This is a genomic window from Halorubrum sp. Atlit-8R (assembly GCF_003666025.1).
Lineage (GTDB): Archaea > Halobacteriota > Halobacteria > Halobacteriales > Haloferacaceae > Halorubrum > Halorubrum salinarum.
Map to the genome: position 1 here is coordinate 259,411 of NZ_QPLV01000004.1, position 22,021 is coordinate 281,431.

Annotated in this window: 20 protein-coding genes; 7 read left to right on the forward strand and 13 right to left on the reverse strand. The window is 71.6% G+C overall.

All coding sequences use genetic code 11. The annotated features are described in order from the left end of the window. Positions 1-50 precede the first annotated feature (50 nt). The 5 genes from DVK05_RS12260 to leuS all read right to left on the reverse strand — a co-directional run bounded on the left by DVK05_RS12260 (position 51) and on the right by leuS (position 11,143). Positions 51-1,556: a stage II sporulation protein M gene (locus DVK05_RS12260; protein WP_121563644.1), complete on the reverse strand. Its 1,506-nt coding sequence runs from the start codon at positions 1,554-1,556 to the stop codon at positions 51-53. Between the two features lie 45 nt (positions 1,557-1,601). Next, complete coding sequence (locus DVK05_RS12265) at positions 1,602-4,517, reverse strand: DEAD/DEAH box helicase (RefSeq protein ID WP_199712324.1); 2,916 nt, start codon at positions 4,515-4,517, stop codon at positions 1,602-1,604. A gap of 100 nt (positions 4,518-4,617) precedes the next feature. After that, entirely contained in the window at positions 4,618-6,885 is a 2,268-nt protein-coding gene (locus DVK05_RS12270) for a PAS domain S-box protein (RefSeq protein WP_121563646.1), read from the reverse strand. Positions 6,886-6,943: 58 nt separating this feature from the next. Beyond that, the gene (kynU, locus tag DVK05_RS12275; protein WP_121563648.1) at positions 6,944-8,380 is read right to left on the reverse strand and encodes a kynureninase; all 1,437 of its coding nucleotides are present in this window, start codon (positions 8,378-8,380) and stop codon (positions 6,944-6,946) included. Between the two features lie 78 nt (positions 8,381-8,458). Continuing rightward, positions 8,459-11,143 (reverse strand): leucine--tRNA ligase, encoded by a 2,685-nt coding sequence (leuS, locus tag DVK05_RS12280; RefSeq protein WP_121563650.1) that lies wholly within the window; start codon positions 11,141-11,143, stop codon positions 8,459-8,461. A 130-nt stretch (positions 11,144-11,273) separates the two neighbouring features. On the opposite strand from leuS, the gene DVK05_RS12285 reads away from it, so the two are divergent. Continuing rightward, positions 11,274-12,053, forward strand: a complete 780-nt coding sequence (locus tag DVK05_RS12285; protein WP_121563652.1) for a creatininase family protein — start codon at positions 11,274-11,276, stop codon at positions 12,051-12,053. A gap of 21 nt (positions 12,054-12,074) precedes the next feature. On the opposite strand, the gene DVK05_RS12290 is transcribed toward DVK05_RS12285, so the two are convergent. Continuing rightward, positions 12,075-14,405, reverse strand: coding sequence for a hypothetical protein (locus DVK05_RS12290; RefSeq protein ID WP_121563654.1), 2,331 nt, complete (start codon positions 14,403-14,405; stop codon positions 12,075-12,077). Positions 14,406-14,473: 68 nt separating this feature from the next. Next, positions 14,474-15,406 carry a glycerophosphodiester phosphodiesterase gene (locus DVK05_RS12295; protein ID WP_233559378.1) on the reverse strand — a complete coding sequence of 311 codons (933 nt, stop codon included), beginning with the start codon at positions 15,404-15,406 and terminating at the stop codon, positions 14,474-14,476. A gap of 120 nt (positions 15,407-15,526) precedes the next feature. On the opposite strand from DVK05_RS12295, the gene DVK05_RS12300 reads away from it, so the two are divergent. Further along, positions 15,527-15,922, forward strand: a complete 396-nt coding sequence (locus tag DVK05_RS12300; protein ID WP_121563656.1) for a hypothetical protein — start codon at positions 15,527-15,529, stop codon at positions 15,920-15,922. Between the two features lie 3 nt (positions 15,923-15,925). Here DVK05_RS12300 and hisE read toward each other — a convergent pair whose 3' ends face one another. The 3 genes from hisE to DVK05_RS12315 all read right to left on the reverse strand — a co-directional run bounded on the left by hisE (position 15,926) and on the right by DVK05_RS12315 (position 17,097). Then, positions 15,926-16,255, reverse strand: a complete 330-nt coding sequence (gene hisE, locus DVK05_RS12305) for a phosphoribosyl-ATP diphosphatase (protein WP_121563658.1) — start codon at positions 16,253-16,255, stop codon at positions 15,926-15,928. Continuing rightward, positions 16,252-16,845: a pyridoxal 5'-phosphate synthase glutaminase subunit PdxT gene (gene pdxT, locus DVK05_RS12310; protein WP_121563660.1), complete on the reverse strand. Its 594-nt coding sequence runs from the start codon at positions 16,843-16,845 to the stop codon at positions 16,252-16,254. Before pdxT ends, hisE begins: the two co-directional genes overlap by 4 nt. Positions 16,846-16,935: 90 nt before the next feature. Continuing rightward, a complete protein-coding gene (locus tag DVK05_RS12315) occupies positions 16,936-17,097 on the reverse strand; it encodes a preprotein translocase subunit Sec61beta (RefSeq protein WP_077152317.1) in 162 nt (53 codons plus the stop codon). Between the two features lie 169 nt (positions 17,098-17,266). Here DVK05_RS12315 and DVK05_RS12320 point away from each other — a divergent pair, with 169 nt between their 5' ends. Beyond that, positions 17,267-17,536, forward strand: a complete 270-nt coding sequence (locus DVK05_RS12320) for a co-chaperone YbbN (protein WP_004598787.1) — start codon at positions 17,267-17,269, stop codon at positions 17,534-17,536. A 137-nt stretch (positions 17,537-17,673) separates the two neighbouring features. After that, complete coding sequence (locus tag DVK05_RS12325; RefSeq protein WP_006111655.1) at positions 17,674-17,823, forward strand: 50S ribosomal protein L40e; 150 nt, start codon at positions 17,674-17,676, stop codon at positions 17,821-17,823. Between the two features lie 105 nt (positions 17,824-17,928). Here DVK05_RS12325 and DVK05_RS12330 read toward each other — a convergent pair whose 3' ends face one another. Then, complete coding sequence (locus DVK05_RS12330) at positions 17,929-18,570, reverse strand: MBL fold metallo-hydrolase (RefSeq protein WP_121563662.1); 642 nt, start codon at positions 18,568-18,570, stop codon at positions 17,929-17,931. A 110-nt stretch (positions 18,571-18,680) separates the two neighbouring features. On the opposite strand from DVK05_RS12330, the gene DVK05_RS12335 reads away from it, so the two are divergent. From DVK05_RS12335 to DVK05_RS12345, 3 genes are read left to right on the forward strand one after another with little or no spacing between them, the layout of a single operon-like run. Next, complete coding sequence (locus DVK05_RS12335) at positions 18,681-18,863, forward strand: DUF5786 family protein (RefSeq protein ID WP_007995123.1); 183 nt, start codon at positions 18,681-18,683, stop codon at positions 18,861-18,863. Further along, on the forward strand, positions 18,864-19,478 hold the full coding sequence (locus DVK05_RS12340; protein WP_121563664.1) for a DUF99 family protein: 615 nt from the start codon (positions 18,864-18,866) through the stop codon (positions 19,476-19,478). 24 nt (positions 19,479-19,502) lie between these two features. Then, positions 19,503-20,126, forward strand: coding sequence for a uracil-DNA glycosylase family protein (locus DVK05_RS12345; protein WP_121563666.1), 624 nt, complete (start codon positions 19,503-19,505; stop codon positions 20,124-20,126). Between the two features lie 4 nt (positions 20,127-20,130). On the opposite strand, the gene DVK05_RS12350 is transcribed toward DVK05_RS12345, so the two are convergent. Together DVK05_RS12350 and phnC are read right to left on the reverse strand one after the other, a co-directional pair. After that, the gene (locus DVK05_RS12350) at positions 20,131-21,147 is read right to left on the reverse strand and encodes an ABC transporter permease (RefSeq protein WP_121563668.1); all 1,017 of its coding nucleotides are present in this window, start codon (positions 21,145-21,147) and stop codon (positions 20,131-20,133) included. Next, positions 21,144-21,962: a phosphonate ABC transporter ATP-binding protein gene (phnC, locus tag DVK05_RS12355; protein WP_121563670.1), complete on the reverse strand. Its 819-nt coding sequence runs from the start codon at positions 21,960-21,962 to the stop codon at positions 21,144-21,146. Before phnC ends, DVK05_RS12350 begins: the two co-directional genes overlap by 4 nt. Between the last annotated feature and the right edge of the window lie 59 nt (positions 21,963-22,021).

A 22,021-nucleotide genomic window follows, 5' to 3' on the forward strand; every position in this document is an offset into this window, starting at 1 on the left:
CCCCGTTCCGGCGCGGTGACGGAGGCCGCCGGGGCGGCGGTCGCCGTCGCTCACAGGAACGGCCGCCAGTAGAACGGGCTGACGAACCCCTCGATGACGGCGGCGACGCCGAACAGGATTCCGAGCCCGACCGTCACCCAGAACGCGGTCTCCAAGGCGTCGGCGAGCCGCTCGCGGCTCGCGCGGCCGCGGAACGTCCGCCACGAGACCGCGCCGAGGTGGACGCCCAGCGCGCCCGAGGCGACGAGCGCGGGGATCTCGAAGATCCCGTGGGGGACCACGAACGCGACGAGCGCGGGGAGGTTCTCCTCTAAGGCGGCGGTGGCGCCGAGCGCGAGGCCGTTGAACGCGAGCGACGAGAGCGCGGGGAGGACGAACCCCGTCCCGGAGAAGGCGGTCGCGATCGCGACGCCCCAGTTGTTCCCGAAGTACGTCAGCGTCGCCACGGGCGGGATCTGCCCGACGAGCCGCGACTCGATCGAGGTCGGGACCGTCTCGGCGAACGGCGCGGCGGCCAGCCAGCCGAGCGCGCCGAAGCCGACGGCCACCCCGAGCGCGAGGGCGTGGTGGCCGGGCGTCGACCGGACGAAGCTCCCGAGCGCCCGCCAGCCGCGGCGGGCCCCGCCGACGAACTGCGCTCTGACGCCGGCCTCGGGCGGCGAGACGGGGTCGACCGTGCCGCGGTAGTCGCCGTAGAGGACGGTCTTCAGCAGGTCGAGCGCGGGCGCGACGACGACCGCGCTGGCGAGCGCCACGACGGGGCCGCCGCCGAGGAACGCGAGCCCGGAGGCGACCGACGCGACGGCGACCAGCGAGCCGATCGCGACCACGAGGTAGGCGGCGGCGTCGACGGGGTTCGAGCGCACGAAGCCGCCCGCGCCCTCGACCGCGCCGACCACGCCGGCGTCGTCGACGACGACGGCGACCGGCGCGAACGCGAACAGGATCCGGACGAGCGCTAAGGCGACGAACCCGACGAGCAGGGCGGCGACTGCGACCGCGGCGCCGAGGAACGGGTTCGCGAGGAACGCCGCGCCGACCGCGATCGACCCGAGCGCGACGACGGCGATCCAGAGGAGGAGCTCGGCGACGTACACCCCGAGGAACGTGAGCCAGCGGGACCGCGCGCCGGCGATCCCGCCGACGAGCCCCCGCTCGTCGCGGAGGCTCGCGATGACCGCGGAGAGCTGCCCGGCCGAGACGACGGCGTACGCGACTATCGCGAGGGCGACCGAGGCGAGCACGCCGGCGACGAACAGGGCCCCGACCGTCGGCGTCAACAGGGGCTCGAACGCGGGCGTCAGGCCCTCGGCCCACGCCTGAAGCGCCTCCGGGTCCTGCGTCTCCGGCGGGGGCTCGACCCCGGCGAGGGCGTCGCCGGCGGCCGCGAGCCGCCCGGAGAGTTCGAGGTGGAGGTAGATCCCCGCCAGCGCGGCGAACGTGCCGAGGCGGGCGATCACCGGGACCGCGGTGCCGAGGAGGTAGAAGGGGAGGAGCTGTGCGGGGCGGCGACGGAGGGTCGCTGTCGTTGCCGAGACGGCGGCGGAGAGGTCCATGCCCTCGCTTCGGCCGTGCCACACAAAAAAGAGCGTGTCCGCGAACTAGTCCCAGAACGACTGCGTGCGCGCGTACTCCCGCTCCTGGCGGAGCACGTCGCGGTAGAACTCGTCTTCGTCCTCGCGGAGCTTATTGATGATCCGCGCGGCGTTGTGCGGGCCGACGCCGCGGGCGGCGAGGGCGATCACCGCCCGTTTCCCGTGGGTCTGGACGAGGCTCGCGGCGCGGTGGGCGCGCTCGGTGCGGCGCTCCTGCTCGTCGTCCTTCTCGGGCGCGCGCACCGCGGCGACCGTCTCGTCGTCCCACGGGTTCAGCGCCGCGATCCGCGTCGACCCGCACTCGGGGCACTCGGGCTGGTCGCGGACGCGCCGGACCTTCGTCGTGTGTTTCCAGTCCGTACAGTGGAGACAAAAGAGGATGACGCGGTCGTCCTGAATGCGCTCTCTGACCGTCTCGATCACGTCGGCGTCGGCGTTGTCGGGGACGAGGAACTCCGTGCCGGCGGACCGGCCCGCGGTGCCGAGCGGCGTCCGCTCGCGGGCGATCGCGAGGTCGAGCGAGCCCTCTTGGACCGCCGCGAGCAGGTCCGCGGTCTCCGGCACAGCGAGGTCGGCGTGGAACACCTCGCGGAGCGCCTCGTCGTAGACCGGGGTGTCTTCGAGGGCGGCGAGCAGGCGGTCGCCGCCGAACTTCCCTCTCCCCTCCTTGTACCGCTTGACGGCGCCGAACTTCGCGGCGACCTGCGCGAGCGTGAACTTCAGCGCGTCGGACTTCTTCACCGCGAGTTCGAGGTACGCCTCCAGCCGGTCGGGGTCGGTCGTCTCCAGCACCTCGCGGAACGTCCCGGGGCCGACGCCGCCGGGGACCTCGAACTCGATCCGGTACGGGTCGACGTCCATCCCGACCGACGAGCCGGCGCGCTGGCCGACCAGCGCCGCGAGCAGGCGCGCGAGCGTCTCGTTGACCTCGTGCCCGAAGGCGGCGTTGACCGCGACGGTGCGCGCGCTCCCCTCGATCACGATCCGCTCGTCCGTGGGGACCGGGTGGCCGGCGTCGACGTGGTCGACGACGGACTTCAGCGCGGCCGCGACCGTCTCCGCGTCGGTCGGGTATCGCTCGGCGAGGTCGGCGGCGACGGCCTCGGGAGTCGACCCGGCCTCCAGCGCGGCCGCGGCCTCGCCGCGGATCCGGCCCACCTCCTCGGCGACGGGCTTCGGGACGGGGATCTCCTGGCCCACCCACGAGGGGACCTCGCCGGTCGGGTCCGGGATCGGCGTCACGTTCACGCGCTCCTCCTCCTCGTCGATCTCGGTGATCCGCCACATCTCGCCGCGCTGGACGAACGTCTCGCCCGGGCCGGCGAAGTTGACGACGAACTGCTCGTCTAAGGTCCCGATACCCCGCCGCGAGGACATGTCGTACACCTCGTAGGTTGCCTCGTCGGGGATCATCGAGAGGTTCGCGTAGAAGTACTGCCAGGTGCCGCCCGACTTCTCCAGCGTGTCCGTCTCCTCGTCGAGCCACAGCAGCCGGTTCCCGTCGAGCTCGCGGACGACCTCCTGGAACCGCGGCTCGGAGAGGTCCCTGAATGGGTAGGCGTCCGTGATCGTCCGATACGCCTCCCGGGCGTGGAGCTCCCCCTCGTCCATCACGAGGCCGACGATCTGGTTCGCGACCGTGTCGAGGCTGCCGTGGTGGATGTTCGCGGGCTCGACGAGCTCCTCGCCCGCCCGCCGCGCGATGGCCATCGCTTCGAGGGTGTCGTCGCCCCCCTGCGCGACGACGGTCCCCTCGGAGACGAGGTCGCGGCGGTGGCCCGCGCGCCCGACGCGCTGGAGCAGCCGGGCGACCTCGCGCGGGCTCCCGTACTGGACCACGTGGTCGACGCGCCCCACGTCGATCCCGAGCTCCATCGAGGAGGTACAGACGAGCCCGTCGAGGTCGCCCGACTTGAAGCGGTCCTCCACGTCGATCCGGACCTCCTTCGAGAGCGACCCGTGGTGGAGCTCGATCTCGGTGGGGGCGTCGACCCCGCGCTCCCGCTCCTTCTCCGCGAGCGTCTTGAACCGCGAGCCGAGCGCCTCCGCGGTCTGTCGCGTGTTGACGAAGATCAGCGTCGACTCGTTGTCCGCGACGATCTCGCGGATCGTCCGCACGTGGCTCGCGGTCGTCTCGTCGACCGCGAGTTCGCCCGCGAGCGTCGTGTCGCGGTCCGTAATCTCGGGGTCGAGGACGCGCACGTCGGTCCGCGTCCCGGCCGCGACCTCGACCGTCTCGAAGTCGCGGTCTCCCTCGCGGTCCGGGTCCCGCGTCCCCGTCCCGACGAGGAACCGCCCCACCTCGTCGGGGTCGCCCACCGTCGCGGAGAGCCCGATCCGCTGGAACGGCCCCGCGACGCGGCGGAGCCGCTCCATGCCGACCGTGAGCTGGGCGCCCCGCTTCGCCGAGGCCAGCTCGTGGACCTCGTCGACCACGACGTGCGCGACGTCTTCGAGGGCGACGCGCATCTTCGAGCCCGTCAAGATCGCTTGGAGGCTCTCCGGCGTCGTGATGAGCACGTCCGGCGGGTCGTCGGCCTGCTTCGAGCGCTCGTACTGCGTGGTGTCGCCGTGGCGCACCGCGACCTCGACGCCGAGGGTCTCGCCCCACCACTCCAGCCGGTCCATCATGTCGCGGTTGAGCGCGCGGAGGGGGGTGATGTACAGCGCGGAGATCCCCTCGCGGGGCGGGTCGCCGGGCGAGTTTCGGGCCTCGGCGAGCGCGTCGAAGACGGGGAGCATCGCGGTCTCCGTCTTCCCGGTGCCGGTGGGGGCTAAGACGAGCGCGTTCCGCCCGGCCGCGAGCGGCGGGATCGCCTCGCGCTGGGGCTCCGTGGGCGTCGTGAACCCCCGGTCCGAGAGCGCCTCGCGGACCTCGCTCCCGAGGTGCGCGAACGCGTCCATGCCCGACGGTTCCGCCATTGTGTGATCGTTCTCGATTGGGCGCTCGGGCGATTAAGCCCGTCGCCGTGCGCGATCGATCCGCTCACGCCGTCCGGGCCGTCGCCCCGCCCCGACGCGCTCAGTCGGCGCGGCGGAGCTCGACGGTGAACACGCTCCCGGTCGGCTCGTTGTCCTCGACCCACACGTCGCCGCCGTACCTGTCGACGAGCGTCTTGACGAGGTACAGCCCGATCCCCGTTCCACCGCTTTCGAGTCCCTTCTCGCCCTCCTGGAAGATCTGCGCCTTGTGGTCGTCCGCGATCCCGGGACCGTTGTCCGCGATCGACACGCGCACCGTCTCGTCCGACACGCTGGTCGACACCGTGATCTCCGCCACGTCCTTGTCGTTGTGGACGACGGCGTTCGTCAGGAGGTTCCGGAACGCCGCCTCCAGCAGGTCGTCCGCCAACACCGTCACGTCCGGAATCGTCTCGTCCACGGTGACCGTCGCGCGGTCTTTGTCCGACCGGATCTGTTCGATCTGCTCGGTGAGTTCGGTGCGGAGGTCGACCGGCGTCTGGTCGGTACCGACCTGTAGCAGTACGTCGGTGACGTCTCTGGCGGTCTCCGTGATGTCTGCGGCTTGCCGCGCCGCGCCGATGACGGTCCGCGCGTACCTCCGACTCTGCTCGTCCGGCAGCGACTCTTCGAGGAACTCGGTGTACGACTCGACGACCATCAGCTGGTTCCGGATGTCGTGGCGGACGACCTGGTTCAGGAGCTTGAGGTTGTCCCGCTGTTCCTCCAGCGTCCGCTCGTACTCCTTGAGTTCCGTCACGTCGCGGGCGTACCCCAACACCGCGTCCTCGCCGGTGTCCGGGGCCTCGTACGGTATCTTCGTCGTCTGGAAGATGCGCGTCTCCCCGTCAGCCGTGGTCAGCGTCTCCTCGCCGACCGCCTTCGGCTCGCCCGACTCGATCACCTCCAAGTCGTCCTGTCGGAACGCCTCCGAGTCTTCGACGTCCGGAATGATCTCTGCCTCGGTCCTCCCTTCGACCTCCTCGGGCGTCTTTCCGTACGCCGCCGCGGTCGCCTCGTTCGCCAGGAGGTACTCGCCCTCGCGGTTCTTCACGAACACGAGGTCCGGCACCAGGTCGATGATCTGCCGGAGCTCCTCGCGCGTCGATTCGAGGGCGGCCTCGTACTCTCTCCGCTCCGTGATGTCTTGGAACAGTCCGAGCGCTCCGGTGACCGCTCCGTCCTCGCCGAACTGAGGGTCGCCGATGGCTCTGACCCACCGGGTCTCACCGGTCGCCGTGACGATCCGCAGCTCGAGGTCGTACGACTCGCCCTCCGTTCGTAGCCGCTCGAAGGCGCTCTCGATGGCGTCGCGGTCGTCCGGATGATAGAACTGTATTCCGTCCTCCAGCTCGACCGGCTCCGTCGTCGGTAGCTCGTGGATGCGGTACACCTCGTCGCTCCACGTCAGCGACTCGTCGACCAGGTCGACCTCCCACCACCCGATCGACGCGCTCTCCTGCGTTCGCTCGATCAGTCGTCGGGTCCGTCGCAGCTCCTCCTCCCGTCGCTTCTGCTCATCGACGTCGAGGTGGATCCCCACCGCGCGCACCGGTCCGCCGTCCTCGTCGCGCTCCACCACCTTCCCGATGTCACGGATCCACTTCCACTCGCCCGACGCGGTCCGCATCCGGTGTTCCGCGTCGTAGTACTCGGTCTCGCCGTCGACGTGGGCCGACAGAGCGTCCTCGACCGCCGGGAGGTCGTCGGGATGGACGCGGCGCTCCCACGCGTCGAGGTGCGGCTCGATCTCGTCGAGCGAGTAGCCCAGCATCTCCGCCCACTGGTCGTTGAACTCGACTTCGTCAGTGGTCATGTCCCAGTCCCAGACGCCGAGGTTCGCGCCTTCGACCGCGAGTTCGAGTCGGTCTTTGATCCGTTGGACCGTCCGCTCCCGCTCTCGCTGCTCCGTGACGTCGCGAGCGACGCCGACGATCCGCGTCACCGATCCCTCGTCGACGACCGGGCTCAGCCGCGTCTGCCACTCTTTCCGCCCCTCCGGCAGCGCGAGCGCCTCCTCGTACTCGATCGTCTCGCGGGCCTCGACGCAGCGGCGGTAGTTCTCCGCGACCGCCGCGCCCTGCTCCTCGCCCAGCAGCTCCCGCGGCGTCTTGCCGCGGATCTCTTCGAGGGAGATACCGGTGTTCCGTTGGTGAGACGCGTTGGTCCGTCGGAACCGGAAGTCGTACCCCGCGTTTCCGGCCTCGACGTCGATCAGGAAGACCGCGTCCTCCATCTCGCAGAAGATCGTCTCGTAGACGCCCCGCTCCTCGTCCCCGACCGCGAGATCGGCTTCCGACTCGGAGGGCGGTCCCTGTCGACCGTTCATGCGTCTGAGTTACCCGGCCGGAATATAAGTAATTCCGATCCGAGAGGTCTCGCGCCCGCTACGTCACGCCGCCCTCGCTCGTCGCGTACTTCTCGTGCGCGCCGCCGTCGAGGATCGCCTCGATCTCGTCGACCACCTCGAGTACGTCGGCAAAGGAGGTGTACGGGGCCGCGGGACAGACGCGCACCACGTTCGGCGGCCGGAAGTCGACGACGACGCCGCAGTCCTTCAGCGCCGCGCTCAGCCGCTCCGCCTCGGGGTGTTCGAGGGCGACGTGGCCGCCGCGGGCGTCGCGCTCGCGCGGCGTCCCGACCGAGACCGCGGGGAGTCGGTCGTCGACGAGGGCGATGAGGAAGTCCGTCAGGGCGAGCGACTTCTCGCGCAGGCGCTCGATCCCGGCCTCTCGGAGGAGCTCGACGGAGCCCTCCAGCGGCGCGGCCGCGAGCAGCGGCGGCGTGCCGATCTGCCACGCGCCCGCGGAGTCGGCCGGCGTGTAGGTCATGTTCATCTCGAACTGCGTCGCCTTCTCGTGGCCCCACCAGCCGGCCAGCGCGGGCGTGAGCCCGTGGTGCCGCTCCGCGACGAACAGCGCGCCGATCGACCCGGGGCCCGCGTTGAGGTACTTGTACGTACACCAGACCGCGAAGTCGACGCCCGCCGCGTCGAACTCGTGCGGGACGGCGCCCGCGGAGTGGGCCGCGTCGAAGCCGGCGTACGCGCCCGCCTCGTGGGCCGCCTCGGTGATCCGCTCCACGTCGAACAGCTGCCCCGACCGGTACAGCGCGGTCGGCATGAAGACGATCCCCACGTCGTCGTGCGCGTCCAGCGCGGCCTCGACGTCTTCGGGGTCGATCGTCCGCCCGTCGCGGCTCGGCACGACCCGGTGCTTCTCGTCGGGGTCGATCCCCCGCTGCCGGAGCTGGGCGCGGATCGCGTAGTGGTCCGAGGGGAAGTCGAGCTCGTTGACGAGAATCGCGGGGTCGACCTCGGGGTCGCCGCCCGGCGCCCACTCACCGTCGGCGCGCTCGAACCCCTCGCGGTCCGGGCCGTTCCCGGCCAGCAGCTCGTCGAGGAAGGTGCCAACGAGCGTATGGATGTTCACCGTGATCGAGTTGCCGACGACCACCTCGCTCGGGTCGGCGCCCACCAACGGCGCGAGCGCGTCGCCCAGCCGCTCGCCGACCTCGAACCACGGCGGGTCGGCGTCGGTCCACCCCGCGATCAGCAGGTCGCGCCACTCGTCGACGACGCGGTCGAGGCTCGCGAGGGCGGCGTCGCTCGCGGGGCCGAGCGAGTTGCCGTCCATGTAGAGCAGGTCGTCCGGGATCCGGTACCGGTCCGCGAACCCGGCGAGCGGGTCCGCGTCGTCGAGCCGGGCGGCGACGACGGCGGGGTCGGCGCCGGCCGCATCCCCGTCGGTGCCGTCCTCGCCGCCGCCGCTACCGAGCCCCTCGCCCGCGAGCGCCTCGCGCGCGGGAGCGTACGGATCGTCCATACGGGAAGGGACCGCGCCGGCGACTAAGCGTTTCCGGGGGCGGCCGCGCCCGCCGGATCCCTCGCCGGGCGTCGGCCGCTACTCGACGATGTCGATGGCGGGGCGACCGGGCTCCGCCTTGCTCACCACGCCCTCGTCGGCGTCGGCGGCGCGCTCGACGCGGACCGGCGCGTCGAACTCGCGCTCGATCAGCCACGCGGCCGCGCGCAGGGCGTCGTACTCGGCGTCGCCGTCGAGGGTCTCCCGCAGCGCCTCGCGGTTCGCCTGGAGGTCCTGGCCGTACGAGGCGGCGTCGTCGCCCCGCTCGCGGATGTGGTCCTCGGCCATCAGCTCGGAGATCAGGTTGTCGGCGTCGCTGTCGATCGCGATCGACAGGGCGTCGTACTTCCAGTCGGGGGCGACGACCACGTCGATCCGCTCGGGGTCCTCGATCCCCGCGACGTCGACGATGTCGCGCACGTCCTCGCGGGTGTTCGCGACCAGCCGGCGCCGGCGCTCGACGGTGTCGCGGTCGACGCTCGCGGTCGGCCACTCGGCCTCGGCGACGAACCCGTCGCGGCCGAGCGTCTCCCACAGCTCCTCGGCCAGGTGCGGCGCGACCGGCGCGAGCAGGCGCACGGCCACGTCCAGCCCGCGCTCGAAGACGGCCGGGTGCGGGTCGGCGCCCTCGCGGTAGCTCCGGAGGGTGCGGACCAGCTCCTGGGCCTCCCGCAGCGCGACGTTGAACGTCAGGTCGTCGTACTCAGCGCCCGCGATGGCGACCGCGGCGTCGGTCTCGTCGGCGACGTAGTCGTCGATCTCGTCGCGGTCGGCGGCCTCGGCGTCGCCGTCGCCGGCGAGCGCCACCTCGCCCGTGGCGTACGCCTCGACGAGGTCGCTGAGGCGGGTCAGGAAGCGGTGCGTGGAGCGGACGCCCTCCTCGGACCAGTCGAAGTCGCGCTCGGGCTGGGCGGCCTCCATCATGAACAGCCGCGCGGTGTCGGCGCCGTACTCGTCGACGATCCGCTGGGGCGAGACGACGTTCCCCTTCGACTTCGACATCTTCTCGCCTTCCAGCTGGACCATCCCCTGCGCCAGCAGGTTCGTGAACGGCTCGCGGTGGTCGAGGCCCTCCTCGTCGGCCAGCACCTTCGTGAAGAACCGCGAGTACAGCAGGTGCATCACGGCGTGCTCGATGCCGCCGACGTACTGGTCGACCGGCATCCAGTCGTTCGCGCGCTCCAGGTCGAACGGGGCGTCCGTCAGATCCGGCGAGACGTACCGCAGGAAGTACCACGAGGAGTCGACGAACGTGTCCATCGTGTCCGTCTCGCGGGTCGCGGGCCCGCCGCACTCGGGGCAGGTCGTCGCCTGCCACTCGTCGGCCGCGTCCAGCGGGTTGCCGGTCGTGTTGATGAACTCCGGCAGCTCGACGGGCAGGTCCTCGTCGGGCACCGGGACCGCCCCGCAGTCGTCGCAGTTGACGATCGGGATCGGCGTCCCCCAGTAGCGCTGCCGGGAGATGCCCCAGTCGCGCAGGCGGTACTGGGTCGCCTCGCTCGCGCCCTCGGTGTCCTCCGTAATCCGTTCCCGCGCGGTCTCGCTGTCGAGGCCGGTGTACTCGCCGGAGTCGATCACGACGCCGTCGTCGGTGAACGCCGCCTCGTCCACGTCGGGCGCGTCGGGGACCGTCTCGCCGTCCCAGTCGTCCGGTTCCGGCGCGATCACGGGCCGGATCTCGACGCCCTTCTTCGTCGCGAACGCGTGGTCGCGCTCGTCGTGGCCAGGGACCGCCATCAGCGCGCCCGTCCCCACGTCCGAGAGGACGAAGTCGGCGACGTAGACGGGTATCTCCTCGCCCGTGACGGGGTTGGTGGCCGTGAGGCCGGTCTCGACGCCGTTCGGCTCGTCGCCGTCGGGGTCGGCCTCCTCCTCGATGAACCGCCGCACGTCGTCGTCCTCCGCGGCCAGTTCCTCGGCGATCGGGTGGTCGGGCGCGACGGCGAAGAACGTCGCGCCGTGGATCGTGTCGATCCGGGTCGTGAACGCGGTGACGGGGCCGTGGCCCTCCACCTCGAAGTCGACCTCGCTCCCGTACTGGCGCCCGATCCAGTTGCGCTGCATCTGCCGGACGGAGTCGGGCCACCCCTCCAGCTCGTCGATGGCCTCCAGCAGCTCGTCGGCGTACTCGGTTATCTTCAGGAACCACTGGTCGAGCTCGCGGGTCTCGACGGGGGTGTCACAGCGCCAGCACAGCTCCGCGTCGCCCTCGACCTGCTCGTCGGCGAGGACGGTCTCACAGGAGGGACACCAGTTCACCTCGGCGTCGCGCCGCTCCACTAGGCCGGCCTCGTGGAAGCGGCGGAACAGCCACTGGTTCCACCGGTAGTACTCGGGGGTACAGGTGGTGACCTCGCGGTCCCAGTCGTAGCCGAACCCCATCGACTTCATCTGCCCGCGCATCGTGTCGATGCAGTCGAACGTCCAGTCGCGGGGGTTCGTGTCGCGCTCCTTGGCGGCGTTCTCGGCGGGCAGCCCGAACGCGTCCCACCCCATCGGGTGGAGCACGTCGTCGCCGCGCATCCGTCGGTAGCGGGCGTACGCGTCCGTGATGGTGTAGTTGCGGACGTGCCCCATGTGGAGCTTCCCGGACGGATACGGGTACATCCCGAGGACGTACGTCGGATCGTCGGCGTCGTCCGGGACGTGGTACACGTCTGCGTCCTCCCACGCCTCCTGCCAGCGTTCTTCGACCGTCGCGTGGTCGTATCCCTCCTGAGACATCTGCTTATATACTCGTGGTCGGTTCGGCGTCGTATAGCTTTCCATCCACTGGTGGCCCGTGACACACCGCCCCGCGGGCGGCGAGCGGCCGCACCGCTCGCGTTTTATCCCCGCCGTCCGACGCAGCGGTATGTCCGACACGAAGCCCGGATCGGGACGCGTCGCCGAGATGACGTGGCCGGAGATCGAGGCCGCCTTGGAGGAGACCCGGACGCTGCTGGTGCCGGTGGGCAGCACCGAACAGCACGGCCGCCACATGCCCCTCGGCGTCGACGCGTACATGCCGGAGGCGATCGGCGAGCGCGTGATCGCGCGGAGCCCGGCGCTGCTCGCGCCGCCGGTCTGGTACGGCGTGAGCCCGCACCACACGTTCAAGCCGGGGACGTTCACCGTCTCGACCGAGACGTTCCAGCGGTACCTCTTCGACATCTGCGCCTCAGCGAGCGAGTGGGGGATCGAGAACGTCCTCCTGCTGAACGGCCACTACCTCGCACAGGACCCGGAGCTGGAGGTCGTCGTCCGGCGGCTCCGATCCGAGCGCGACGTGCGGGCGTTTCACGTCCCCCTCGTCAACGTCTTCGCCGACGTCGCCGAGGAGGTCCGGACGGGCGAGGTCTCCTTCCACGCCTCCGAGTTCGAGACCAGCATCATGCTCGCGCTGTTCCCGGAGCTGGTCCACATGGACCGGGCGGAGAACGTCGACCCGCCCGCGGAGTCGCTGCCGCTGACCGACTACGACGCGCTCGGGGACAACGAGGTCGGCTGGTCGCTGACGGCGAGGGACATGGAGGAACTGACGCCCGCCGGGAACGTCGGCGACCCGACCGTCGCGACCGCGGAGAAGGGGGAGGCGCTCGTCGAGTCGGCCGTCTCCGACATCTGCCTCCTCGTCGACGAGCTCGCGGAGTAGCCGGGGGAGCGGCGCGCCGCCTCAGAGCTTGTCGGCGTTTTGCGCCTGCTCGACGCGCTTCGTCGCCTGTTCGACGCGCTTCCCGGTCGCGTTCGCGAGTCCGGGCGGGAGGCCCTCTCGCGCGGCCGCGAGACGCTCCTCGATCCGAGCGATCCGGTCGGCGACGTTCGCGAGCTGTCGCTTCGTGCCCTCGGCGTCGCCCTCCCGGGCCCGCTCCTCGGCCCGTCTCGCTTGGTCGACCGCCGCGGCGAGCGCGCGTTCGAGCCCGTTGACGGCGTTCGACGGGCCGCCGCCGGAGCCGCCGCCCCCGGAGCCCCCGCCTCCGGAGCCGCTTTCCCCGCCGTCGTCACTGTCGCCGTCGTCGTCGCCGCCCGACGCGGCCGCGACCGCGGCCCGCGTCTCCTCGGCCACGTCGGCGACGTAGCCGGCCAGCGGGGCCGCGCCCGTCTCCGGCCGCTCGATCCGGATCGGGTCGGGCCCGCCGGAGTCGGCGTCACCGTCGTCGCCGCCGTCGCCGTCGCCGGCCGACGCCGCCGGGTCCGGATTCACCCGGTACGCGCCGACCTCGTCGTCGGCGTCGCGGACCTCGGTCGTGTACGCGCCGCCGGCGTGGACGTAGGCCGCGTCGCTCCCGTCGATCGCGGAGTCGTAGATCCGCCCGGCGAAGTCGTCCTCGATCGCGGTCCGGGTCAGGTCGACGTCGCTGTCGGCGTCCGACAGCTCCACCTTCCGCGCGTCCTCGCGGGCGACGAGCGGGATCTCGCCGTCGACGCCCGCGGTCGTCACGGGCTCGTCCGTCGAGACGGTCAGGGTCTCGCTGTGGGGCGCGCGGCCGGCGCCGTTGACCGTGACGCGGTGGTCGCCCTCGGGGACGCCGTTCGCGACCGCGACGCCGCCGGCGAACGTCGGGACCGCCTCGGGGTCGCTCTCGATCAGGACGAACGACTCGACGCTCGATCCGGTCGTCGTCAGCCCCTCGCCGTCGGGGGCCTCGTCGCTCTCGGTCGCCCGCGTGACCCGGGCGACGACAGAGTCGAGGGCCTCCGCGGCGTCGTCGCCGAACGACGGATCGTCGGCGATCGCGTCGTACCGGGCGGCCATCTCCGACCGGTGGTTGCCGGCCGTGATGTCGAGCGCGGGGTTCTCGTAGCGGGGCTGGTCCCACGGGACGCCGGTGGTCGTGATGTGGCTCGCGACGGCGTCCTCGACGGCCTGCGGGACCGCGAACTCGAAGCTGAGCTGCGGGCCGGTGAACGCCGCGATGTCCTCCAGCTCGGCGCTCTCGACGAGGTCGTACTCGACGACCGACTCGGCGGCCTCCTCGGCGAGCGCGGCGTCCTCGCCGTCGGCCGGGCGCCCGCCGTGGCGGAAGGCGACCCCCGTCTCGCGGAGCGGGAGGTCGGTCGGCGGCGAGCGCAGCGCGTCGAGCGAGCGGATCGTCAGGGCGCCGTCGACGAGCGACCCCTCGCTGACGGCGGGGAGGTCGGGGTGGTCGTAGATCGGTTCGCCCTCGTACTCCGGGACGACGAAGGGGAGCCGCGCCCCCTCGTCCCGGGGGAGGCCGTACGCGATCGGGATCCCGAGGAGGTCCTCGACGGTGTCTATCGTCGTGTTCGTGATGTCCGCGAGGAGCCCCTCCTCGCCGACGCGCTGGAAGGTGTCCGCCTCCTCGTTGACCGAGAGCGTGCTGGAGTGCGAGCCGAGTTCGGGGAGGATCCGGGGGACCACGTTCGGGTCCGGGTCGAGGAACTCGTTGTTCGGGACGCTCCGGGAGTGCGAGCTGGCGACGTACAGCTGGGGGTCGCCCGTGTCGAGGTCGACGAACACGTGGAGCACCTCCCAGTCGTGCCAGTGGAAGTTCGCCGTGAACTGGTCGAACGCGGAGTAGAACCAGAACTGGACGACCGCGAGCGGGGAGTCCTCGTACCGCATCCCGTTGTAGAACACCGTCGGGGCCGGCGGCTCGCCCGCCTCGTCGTACCGCTCGTGGTAGCCGTTGAACGCCTCGAACCCGTCGACGACCGTCTCGCCGTCCTCCTCGACCGTGTACGGCCGCGGGTCCGTCGGGAACCACGGCTCCGCGGCGTCGAAGTACAGCGTCGGCGCGAACCGCGCCGCGAGCTCGTCGAGCCGGTCCGACTCCAGGTCGGTGGTCGCGGCGTCGTCCGGCCGCGAGCCCGAGCAGCCGGCGACCGCGGCGCTCCCGGCGCCCGCGAGCGCGCCGAGGACCGTCCGCCGGTCGACGCCGGTCGCGCTCGTCCCGTCGGACGCTTCGTTCGGTTCGCCGCCGCCGAGCGCTCCGCCCCGGTCGCCCCCGGTCGCGCCGTCGCCGGCGTCGGAGTGCCGATCCATTCCGTGGAACCATGAGAGCCGGAGGAATAACCTTTCTGTCGCCCTGCGCCGCTCTTTCGTCTCGGTTGTCACGTCTCGCGGCGGCCGCGGGAGACGTCCGAGACGACGGCGTCGACGCCGGCGGTCGCGACGGCCTCGTACTCCCGGGCCGACGCGACGGTCCACGGCAGCACCCGCAGTCCGGCGTCCCGCGCGCGCCGGACGAGGTCGGTCCCGAGACACAGCTCGTACCGCGGCGAGACGGCCGCACACCCCAGATCGGTCGCCGTCTCGATCATCCCGGCCACGTCCTGCGGCGGGTACGCCCACTGGGGCAGCGACGCGCCGCCGACCGGCCCCGGAACCAGCGGTCGGAGGGCCCGCGCCGGGACCGACTCGCGGACGCCGTAGACGGTCGGCACCGACGGGTCGGCCGCGGTCGCCGCCTCGATGGCCGCCGGGTCGTCGGCGGCGACGGCGAGATCGAACTCCCGGTCCGCGCCGGCCGCGACCGCGTCCGCCGCGACGCCCCGCTCCTTCAGGTCGAGCATGACCCACGCGCCCGGCGGTACGGCGTCGAGCGCCTCGGCGAGCGTCGGCACCGGCTCGCCGGACCCCTCGACCGAGAGCGCCGCGAGCCGCTCGTACGGCGTCTCGCTCATGCGCCCGGTCGCGTCCGTCACCCGGCCGAGCGTCGCGTCGTGGAAGGCGACGAGCTCGCCCGTCCCGCAGCGGCGCACGTCGAGCTCGATCCGGTCGGTCGTCGCCGCGGCCGCCTCGACCGCCGCGACGGTGTTCTCCGGGTTCTCGGCCGCGAAGCCGCGGTGCGCGATCAGGGGCGGGTCGGGGGCGCCGCGCTCGCCGTCGGCCGCGGTCGTCCCGCCGCTCTCGCGCCCGACGCAGCCCGCGAGGGCGGCGGACCCCGCGGTCGCCGCCCCGCCGACCGCGAGCGACCCGCACCGCCGAAGCACCGCTCTGCGGGACGGGGCGGTCGCCGGCTCGGGCGCGCTGGGGTCGGTCACGGGGCCGTCCTCGTGGGGCAGTTCGGCCCCGCGGACAAAAGCTCGCGGTCGGCGACGCCCGGTCGGCGACCGCGCTCGCCCGGGAGAAGGTATTTGCGGCCGGCAGCCCGATTCCGGGGCATGGACGGGAAGCAGGCCCTCTACTACGCGGCGATCGCGATCGCGGTGCTCGTCGGGATCAGCATCGTCGTCAGCGTGGTCTCGGCCCTCTTGAGCCTCGCGTGGGCGGTCGTCTCCGGGATCGTCACGCTCGCCGTGCTGGCGGGGCTCGCGTACGCCGCGTACAAGGCCGGCTCGTGGCTGCTCGGCGACGGGGACGCCGGCGCCGACTCGCTCGACTCGATCGGGTCCTCGTCGTCCGCCTCCGCCGACGCCGCGACGAGCCGGCAGGACCGCCTCCGCCAGCAGTACGTCGAGGGACAGATCAGCGAGACGGAGTTCGAGCGCCGCATCGGCGAGGAGTTAGAGACCGAGGAGGTCGACGACATCGACCGCGAGCTCGAACGCGAGCGCTGAGGATCAGAACCGGTCGCGGAGCTCTCCGCGGAGGTCGTCGACGTCGAGGTCCTTCATCGCGAACAGCACGAGCAGGTGGTAGACGAGGTCGGCGCTCTCCGCGGTGAGCTCGTCGCGGTCGTCGTCTTTCGCCGCGAGGATCGCCTCCGTCGTCTCCTCGCCGATCTTCTCTAAGACGGCGTTTTCGCCCTTCTCGTGGGTAAAAAGCGAGGCCGTGTACGACCCCTCCGGCAGCTCATCCTTCCGCGACTCGATGGTGGCGAACAGCTCGTCGAGGACCGCGTCGGGCGGCGTCGCCGACTCCTCGCCGGATTCCGGGCCCTGGTCGCTCACGCGACCACCTCCCGCTCGGGGAAGAAGGCGAGGTCGTGGATCCGCGGGTCGTCGGTGAGCTCCGGGTGGAACGCGGTGGCGACGACCGGGCCGTCGCGCACCGCGACCGGGCGCCCGTCGACCGTCGCGAGCGTCTCGACCCCCGGCCCGACCTCGTCGATGGCGGGCGCGCGGATGAACACGGCGTGGAAGGGGTCGTCGAGGCCGGCGACCGGCACCTTCGCCTCGAAGGAGTCCTTCTGTCGGCCGAACGCGTTGCGGTCGACGGAGACGTCGACCAGCCCCAGCGGGTCGACCCGGTCGTCCTTCGCGTCGTTCGAGCAGACGATGAGCCCGGCGCAGGTCGCGAGGACGGGCTTCCCGCTCGCGACGTGTTCCTCGATCTCGGCGGCGATCCCCTCGCGGTGGATCAGCCGGGAGATGGTGGTCGACTCCCCGCCCGGCATCAGGAGGACGTCGCAGTCGGGGACGATCCCCGCGTCCCGGACCTCGACGACCTCCGCGGACTCGTCGTGGGCGGCCGCGGCGTTGCGGACCGCGGCGGCGTGTTCGGCCACGTCGCCCTGAACGGCGATGACGCCTGCTTTCATACGAAGGGGTGGGGCGGGCGCGTGGAAAAAGGGCGCGCTACGCGGGCGAACGGTTCGTGCTCGGTCCGTCGGTGCGAGGAGAAGGGGAGCCTACGCGACGGTCAGCGACAGGATCTGGACGAACACGCCGAAGAGGACGCAGAACGCGACGACCGTCTTGGGGTCGATCGAGATGGCGTTCCGGTCCTCGTTCTCGAAGTAGCGGACCAGTCCCGCGCTGGACATCAGCCCGCCGGAGTTGGAACCACTCATGTCCGTTGCTGGACGGCGACGCGGCGTAAACGTTTCGTTCGCCGTCCGAGCCGACGGGCCGCGGCCGCGTCCTCGGGCCGGGTCGCGGCCGCCGATCGCGCCGCGTGGACCGCCGGCGTACACGAGTGGGAAACCCTTATGCGCGGGCCGGCGATAGTTGACGCCGACTATGACCGTTCGACTGCTGGATTTCCACGCCGAGTGGTGCGGCCCGTGTAAGACCCAAGACCCCATCCTGGAGGAGATTCAGGAGGACCTCGGCGACGCGTTCGAGCTCCAGAAGGTCGACGTCGACGAGGAGCAGGACGTCGCGAACCAGTACCAGGTCCGCTCGCTCCCGACGCTCATCGTCGAGAACGACGACGGCGTCGTCGACCGCTTCGTCGGCGTCACGCAGCGCGAGGACATCGAGGCCGCCCTCACGGAAGCGGGCGCCTGACCGTCGGTCCCGTTCGGTAGCCGTTCTTCTCGCGGCCGATGGCCGCACCCGAACGCTTTCAGACAGCCGCTTCGGGGGCGCGACCCGCCGCCGCGGCGTCTCGCAACCTTTTACAGCACCGCACGCGCAGTGAGGGTATGGCTAAATTCGACGCCGCCGAACGCCGCATGCTCGACCGACAGATCTGTATGCGCTGTAACGCCCGGAACGCCTCCGAGGCCGAGCGCTGCCGCAAGTGCGGCTACACCAAGCTCCGCCCGAAGGCGACCGAGCGCCGCGCCGCGTAATCCGGTCGGCCGCCGGGCCGCCCTCGGCCCTTCCTCCGAGCTATTCCCCCTCGACGAACAGCCGCGCGTCTCCCTTTCGTATCCGGCCTCGGTCGCGCCCCGCGCTCACTCGTCGGGGTACTTCGGCTCGCGGCGCTCGGCGCGCTCCGCCGCGCGCTCTATCACCTCGCGGACGGTGTCGGGGCCGTCGGCGGCGCGGTAGACGTCGCCGTGGCCGGGGAACATCGCCGCGGTCGTGTCGGGCAGGCGGTCGAGGATCTCGCGGAGGCTCTCGATCAGGCGCTCGCGGGACTGGCCGGCCATGTCCGTCCGGCCGAACGAGCCGTCGTCGAAGGCGCCGTCGTTGTAGACGACCACGTCGCCGGAGTAGAGCCGCTCCTCGCCGACGAGCGAGACGTGGTCGTCGGCGTGGCCGGGCGTGTGGACGACCTCGCACGCCTCGCTCCCGACGAGCACCTCGTCGCCGTCTTCGAGCGCCACGTCGCGGCGCGGGTGGTCCGCGTACGCGAACACCCGGGGGTCGAACCGGTCGGCCACCGCGTCGAGCTCGCCCACGTGGTCGTGGTGCTGGTGGGTGATCACGACGCGGTCGAGCCCGTCGACGCCGGCGTCGTCGAGCGCGTCGGCGATCACGTCGTCGACGCCCGGCATCGTTCCCGCGTCGACGAGCGTCGTCGCGTCCCCGACGGCGAGGTACGCGTTACAGGTGAACTCCTCCGCGTCCGCGGTGACGGTGATCGGCTCCATGCCCGTACTCGCTCGCGGAGCGACAAAAGGGTACAGCCGCGGCCGCGCGGCGTCTCTCCCCGCGAGCGGCCGTGGATTTATTTGACACCCGCCGTTAACTTTACACACAGATGGGCTTCGGCAGCTACGACGAGTCCGAACAGGAGAATCAGGACCTGGACGCGGACTTCGACGACGACGACGGTGTCCGGGCTGCCCAGGAGACCCACCAGGGGTCCGTCGACTACGAGCCCGGCGCCTCGAACGACGAGCTTCTCGATCGGCTCCAGGAGATCAAGTCCGAGGACGCGTGAGTGACCGCGCCGAGCCGCACGCTCGGCGTCGCGTTCTCCGACGCCCGCGACGTTAGCTACGCGGCCGGCGTCGTCGTCCGCGCCGACGGGACGCCCGACGGCCTCGCGTTCGCGCGGTGTACCGTCGGCGGGACCGACGCGACCGACGCCGCGCTCGACTGCTGGCGCGCGCTCGACCGCGAGGACGTCCGCCACGTCGCCTGCGCGGGGGTCGCGCCGGCGTGGTTCAACCTCCTCGACCTCGACCGACTCCGCGAGGCGCTCGACCGCCCCGTGTACGCCGTGAGCTACGAGGCGAGCCCCGGGCTCGAACCGGCCCTGCGCGACGCCTTCGACGGCGACGCGCTCGCCGACCGCCTCGCGACGTACCGGTCGCTGCCGCCCCGCGTTCCGGTCGGCTCCGCGGACGCGGACGGCGACGCCCCCGAGTCCGACGAGCCCCGGTTCGTCCGCGCGGTCGGCCTCGACCCCGAGCGCGCCGCCGCGGCGGTCGAAGCTCTCACCCGCGACGGCTTCCGGCGCTGCGAGCCGCTCCGGATCGCCGCGCTCGCCGCGAGCGCCCACCGCGAGGCGGTGACGGCGAGCGATCCTCCCGGGGCGACCGACGCACCTTAGACGGCCGCGCCCGGAGCCGTGGGTATGAGCGAACACGGCGGCGACGGCCTCGACGAGGACCTCCGCGTGCCCGCCTGCGAGCGGTGCCCGGAACTGGTCGCCTCCCGGAGCCGGATCGTCGACGGCGTCGGCCCGACGGACGCGGACCTGCTGTTCGTCGGCGAGGGGCCGGGCGCCACCGAGGACGAGGAGGGCGAGCCGTTCGTCGGCCGGTCGGGCGACGTGCTCGACGAGGCGCTACGCGACGCGGGGCTCGCCCGCGCCGACGTGCGGATCACGAACTGCGTCCGGTGCCGCCCGCCCGACAACCGGGACCCGACGACCGAGGAGCTGTCGAACTGCCGGGGCCACCTCGAAGCGGAGATCGACCGCCTCGACCCGACGCTGATCGTGACCCTCGGGAAGGTGCCGAGCGAGCACCTCCTCGACCGGTCGGTGGCGATCACCTCGGCGTCCGGCGACGTGGTCGACGCGCGGCTCGCCGGCGCGTCGCGGCGCGTCCTCCTGTCGGTCCACCCGGCGGCGACGCTGTACGACCGGAGTCAACGCGACGGCTTCTTCGAGACGATCGCCCGGGCGGCGGAGCTGAGCGGCGTCGGGGAGCGCGGCGAAAACGGCGGCGGCCAGTCGCGGCTCGGCGAGTTTTAGGCGCTCAGTCCCGCTTGGGACCGTCGCCGATACCGAGCCACTTCTTCGCGTCGAACAGGCCGCGGATCGCTTCGATCAGTCCCTTCCCCTCGTGTTCGCCGGGCCGGAGCCGGGCGCGGATCCGCGAGGAGATGAGCTCGATGCCGAGGACGACGATGAACACCATCACCAGCCCCGCGGCGGTCTGCTGGAACTCGAAGAGGTCCTGACTGTTCCGGATCATCAGCCCCAGGCCGCCGGCGCCGACGACCCCGAGCGAGATGGCGATCCGGGTGTTGATCTCTAAGATGTACAGGGTCCACGCGATGAAGGAGCGCGACACCTGACTCAGCATGCCGAAGCTCACGGTCTGGGTGCCCGAGGCGCCCGTCGACCGGATCGCCTCGATCGGTCCCTCCTCGATCTCTTCGAGGTCGTCGGTGAACAGGCGGCCGAGGTTCCCGATGCTGTCGGTCGCGATCGCGAGCACCGCCGTCACCTGTCCCGGCGGCCCGACGGGGATGTACAGGAAGATCCAGACGATCGCGGGGATGGCGCGGATGCCGCTGAGGGTCCCGCGGAAGATGAAGTTGAACGGGAACGGCGTGACGCGCTCGCTGCCGAGCACGCCGAGGATAAGCGCGAACGGGAAGGCGAACACGGTCCCCATGAAGCCGAGGAGGAGCGTCACGAGGCTCGCCTTCACCAGCGTCTGCCGCGGCGACTGGAAGCTCTCGACGATGCGGGCGCCGCCCTCGCCGAAGCTCGCCGGGATCGCCTGAAGCCCCGTGATCCCCTGGTCTTTGGTGTAGATCGTGAAGTTCTGGAAGTCGGGCGGGAAGAAGCCGGTCGCGATGAACTCGTACATCGCCGGGAGCCGTCCGGCGACGACGTTCGGCTGGAACCCGATGAAGCCGAGCCCCCAGTAGGTGACGCCGAGGACGGCGGCGAGCAGCGCGCTCCACAGCAGGTACTTGAGGCGCCGGAGCCGTTCGAGCGAGCGGAACTGGTCGGCGATCGCGGAGTCGGACGGGGAGCTCACGCCTCTCGCCCCCCGTCTGCGGCCGCGTCGGCCTCGGCGTCGGTCTCGCCCAGTTCCTCGCCCGTCGTCCCGGCCGGGACCGTGTTGCCGTCCTGTGCGCTGCCGTAGTAGATCCGGTCCATCTCGTCCATCGTGAGGTCGTCGGCGTCGCCGTCGAAGATCACTTCGCCGTCGCGGATCCCGAGGAACCGGTCCCCGAACTCGCGCGCGATGTTCACCTGGTGGAGGCTGGTGATCGTCGTGAGGTCCTGCTCGGTCGCGGCCTTCTTGAGGTAGCGCATCACGTCGCGGGCGGCCTTCGGGTCGAGGCTGGCCACCGGCTCGTCGGCGAGGACGATCTCGGGGTTCTGAACCAGCGCGCGGGCGATCCCGACGCGCTGTTTCTGCCCGCCGCTCATCGACTCGGCGCGCTGTCCCGCCTCGTCGAGGAGGCCGACCGTCTGGAGGGCTTCCAGGGCGGTCCGCTTGTCGTCGTCGTCGTGCATCCCCAGGGCGCTCCGGAGGAGGCCGTTCCGGGAGAGCGCGCCCGACAGCGCGTTCCCGAACGCGGTCTTGCTCTCGATGAGGTAGTGTTCCTGGAACACCATGCCGACGCTGCTGCGGTTACCCTGTATCTCCTCGCCGCCGATGCGGACGGACCCCTCGGTGGGCTGCGTGAGTCCGTTCAGCACGCGGAGCATCGTCGACTTGCCGGCGCCGGAGGGACCGAGGAGGATGACGAATTCGCCCTCGGAGATGGTGAACGATACGTCGTCGAGGGCGACGGTGTCCTCGCCGTATCTCTTGGTGACGTTTTCGAATTCGATCGTTGGCATAGGGTGTGGCTTTGTCCGAAAGGGGAGGGATCGGGTGAAAAGTGATCCGAAGTTGGAGA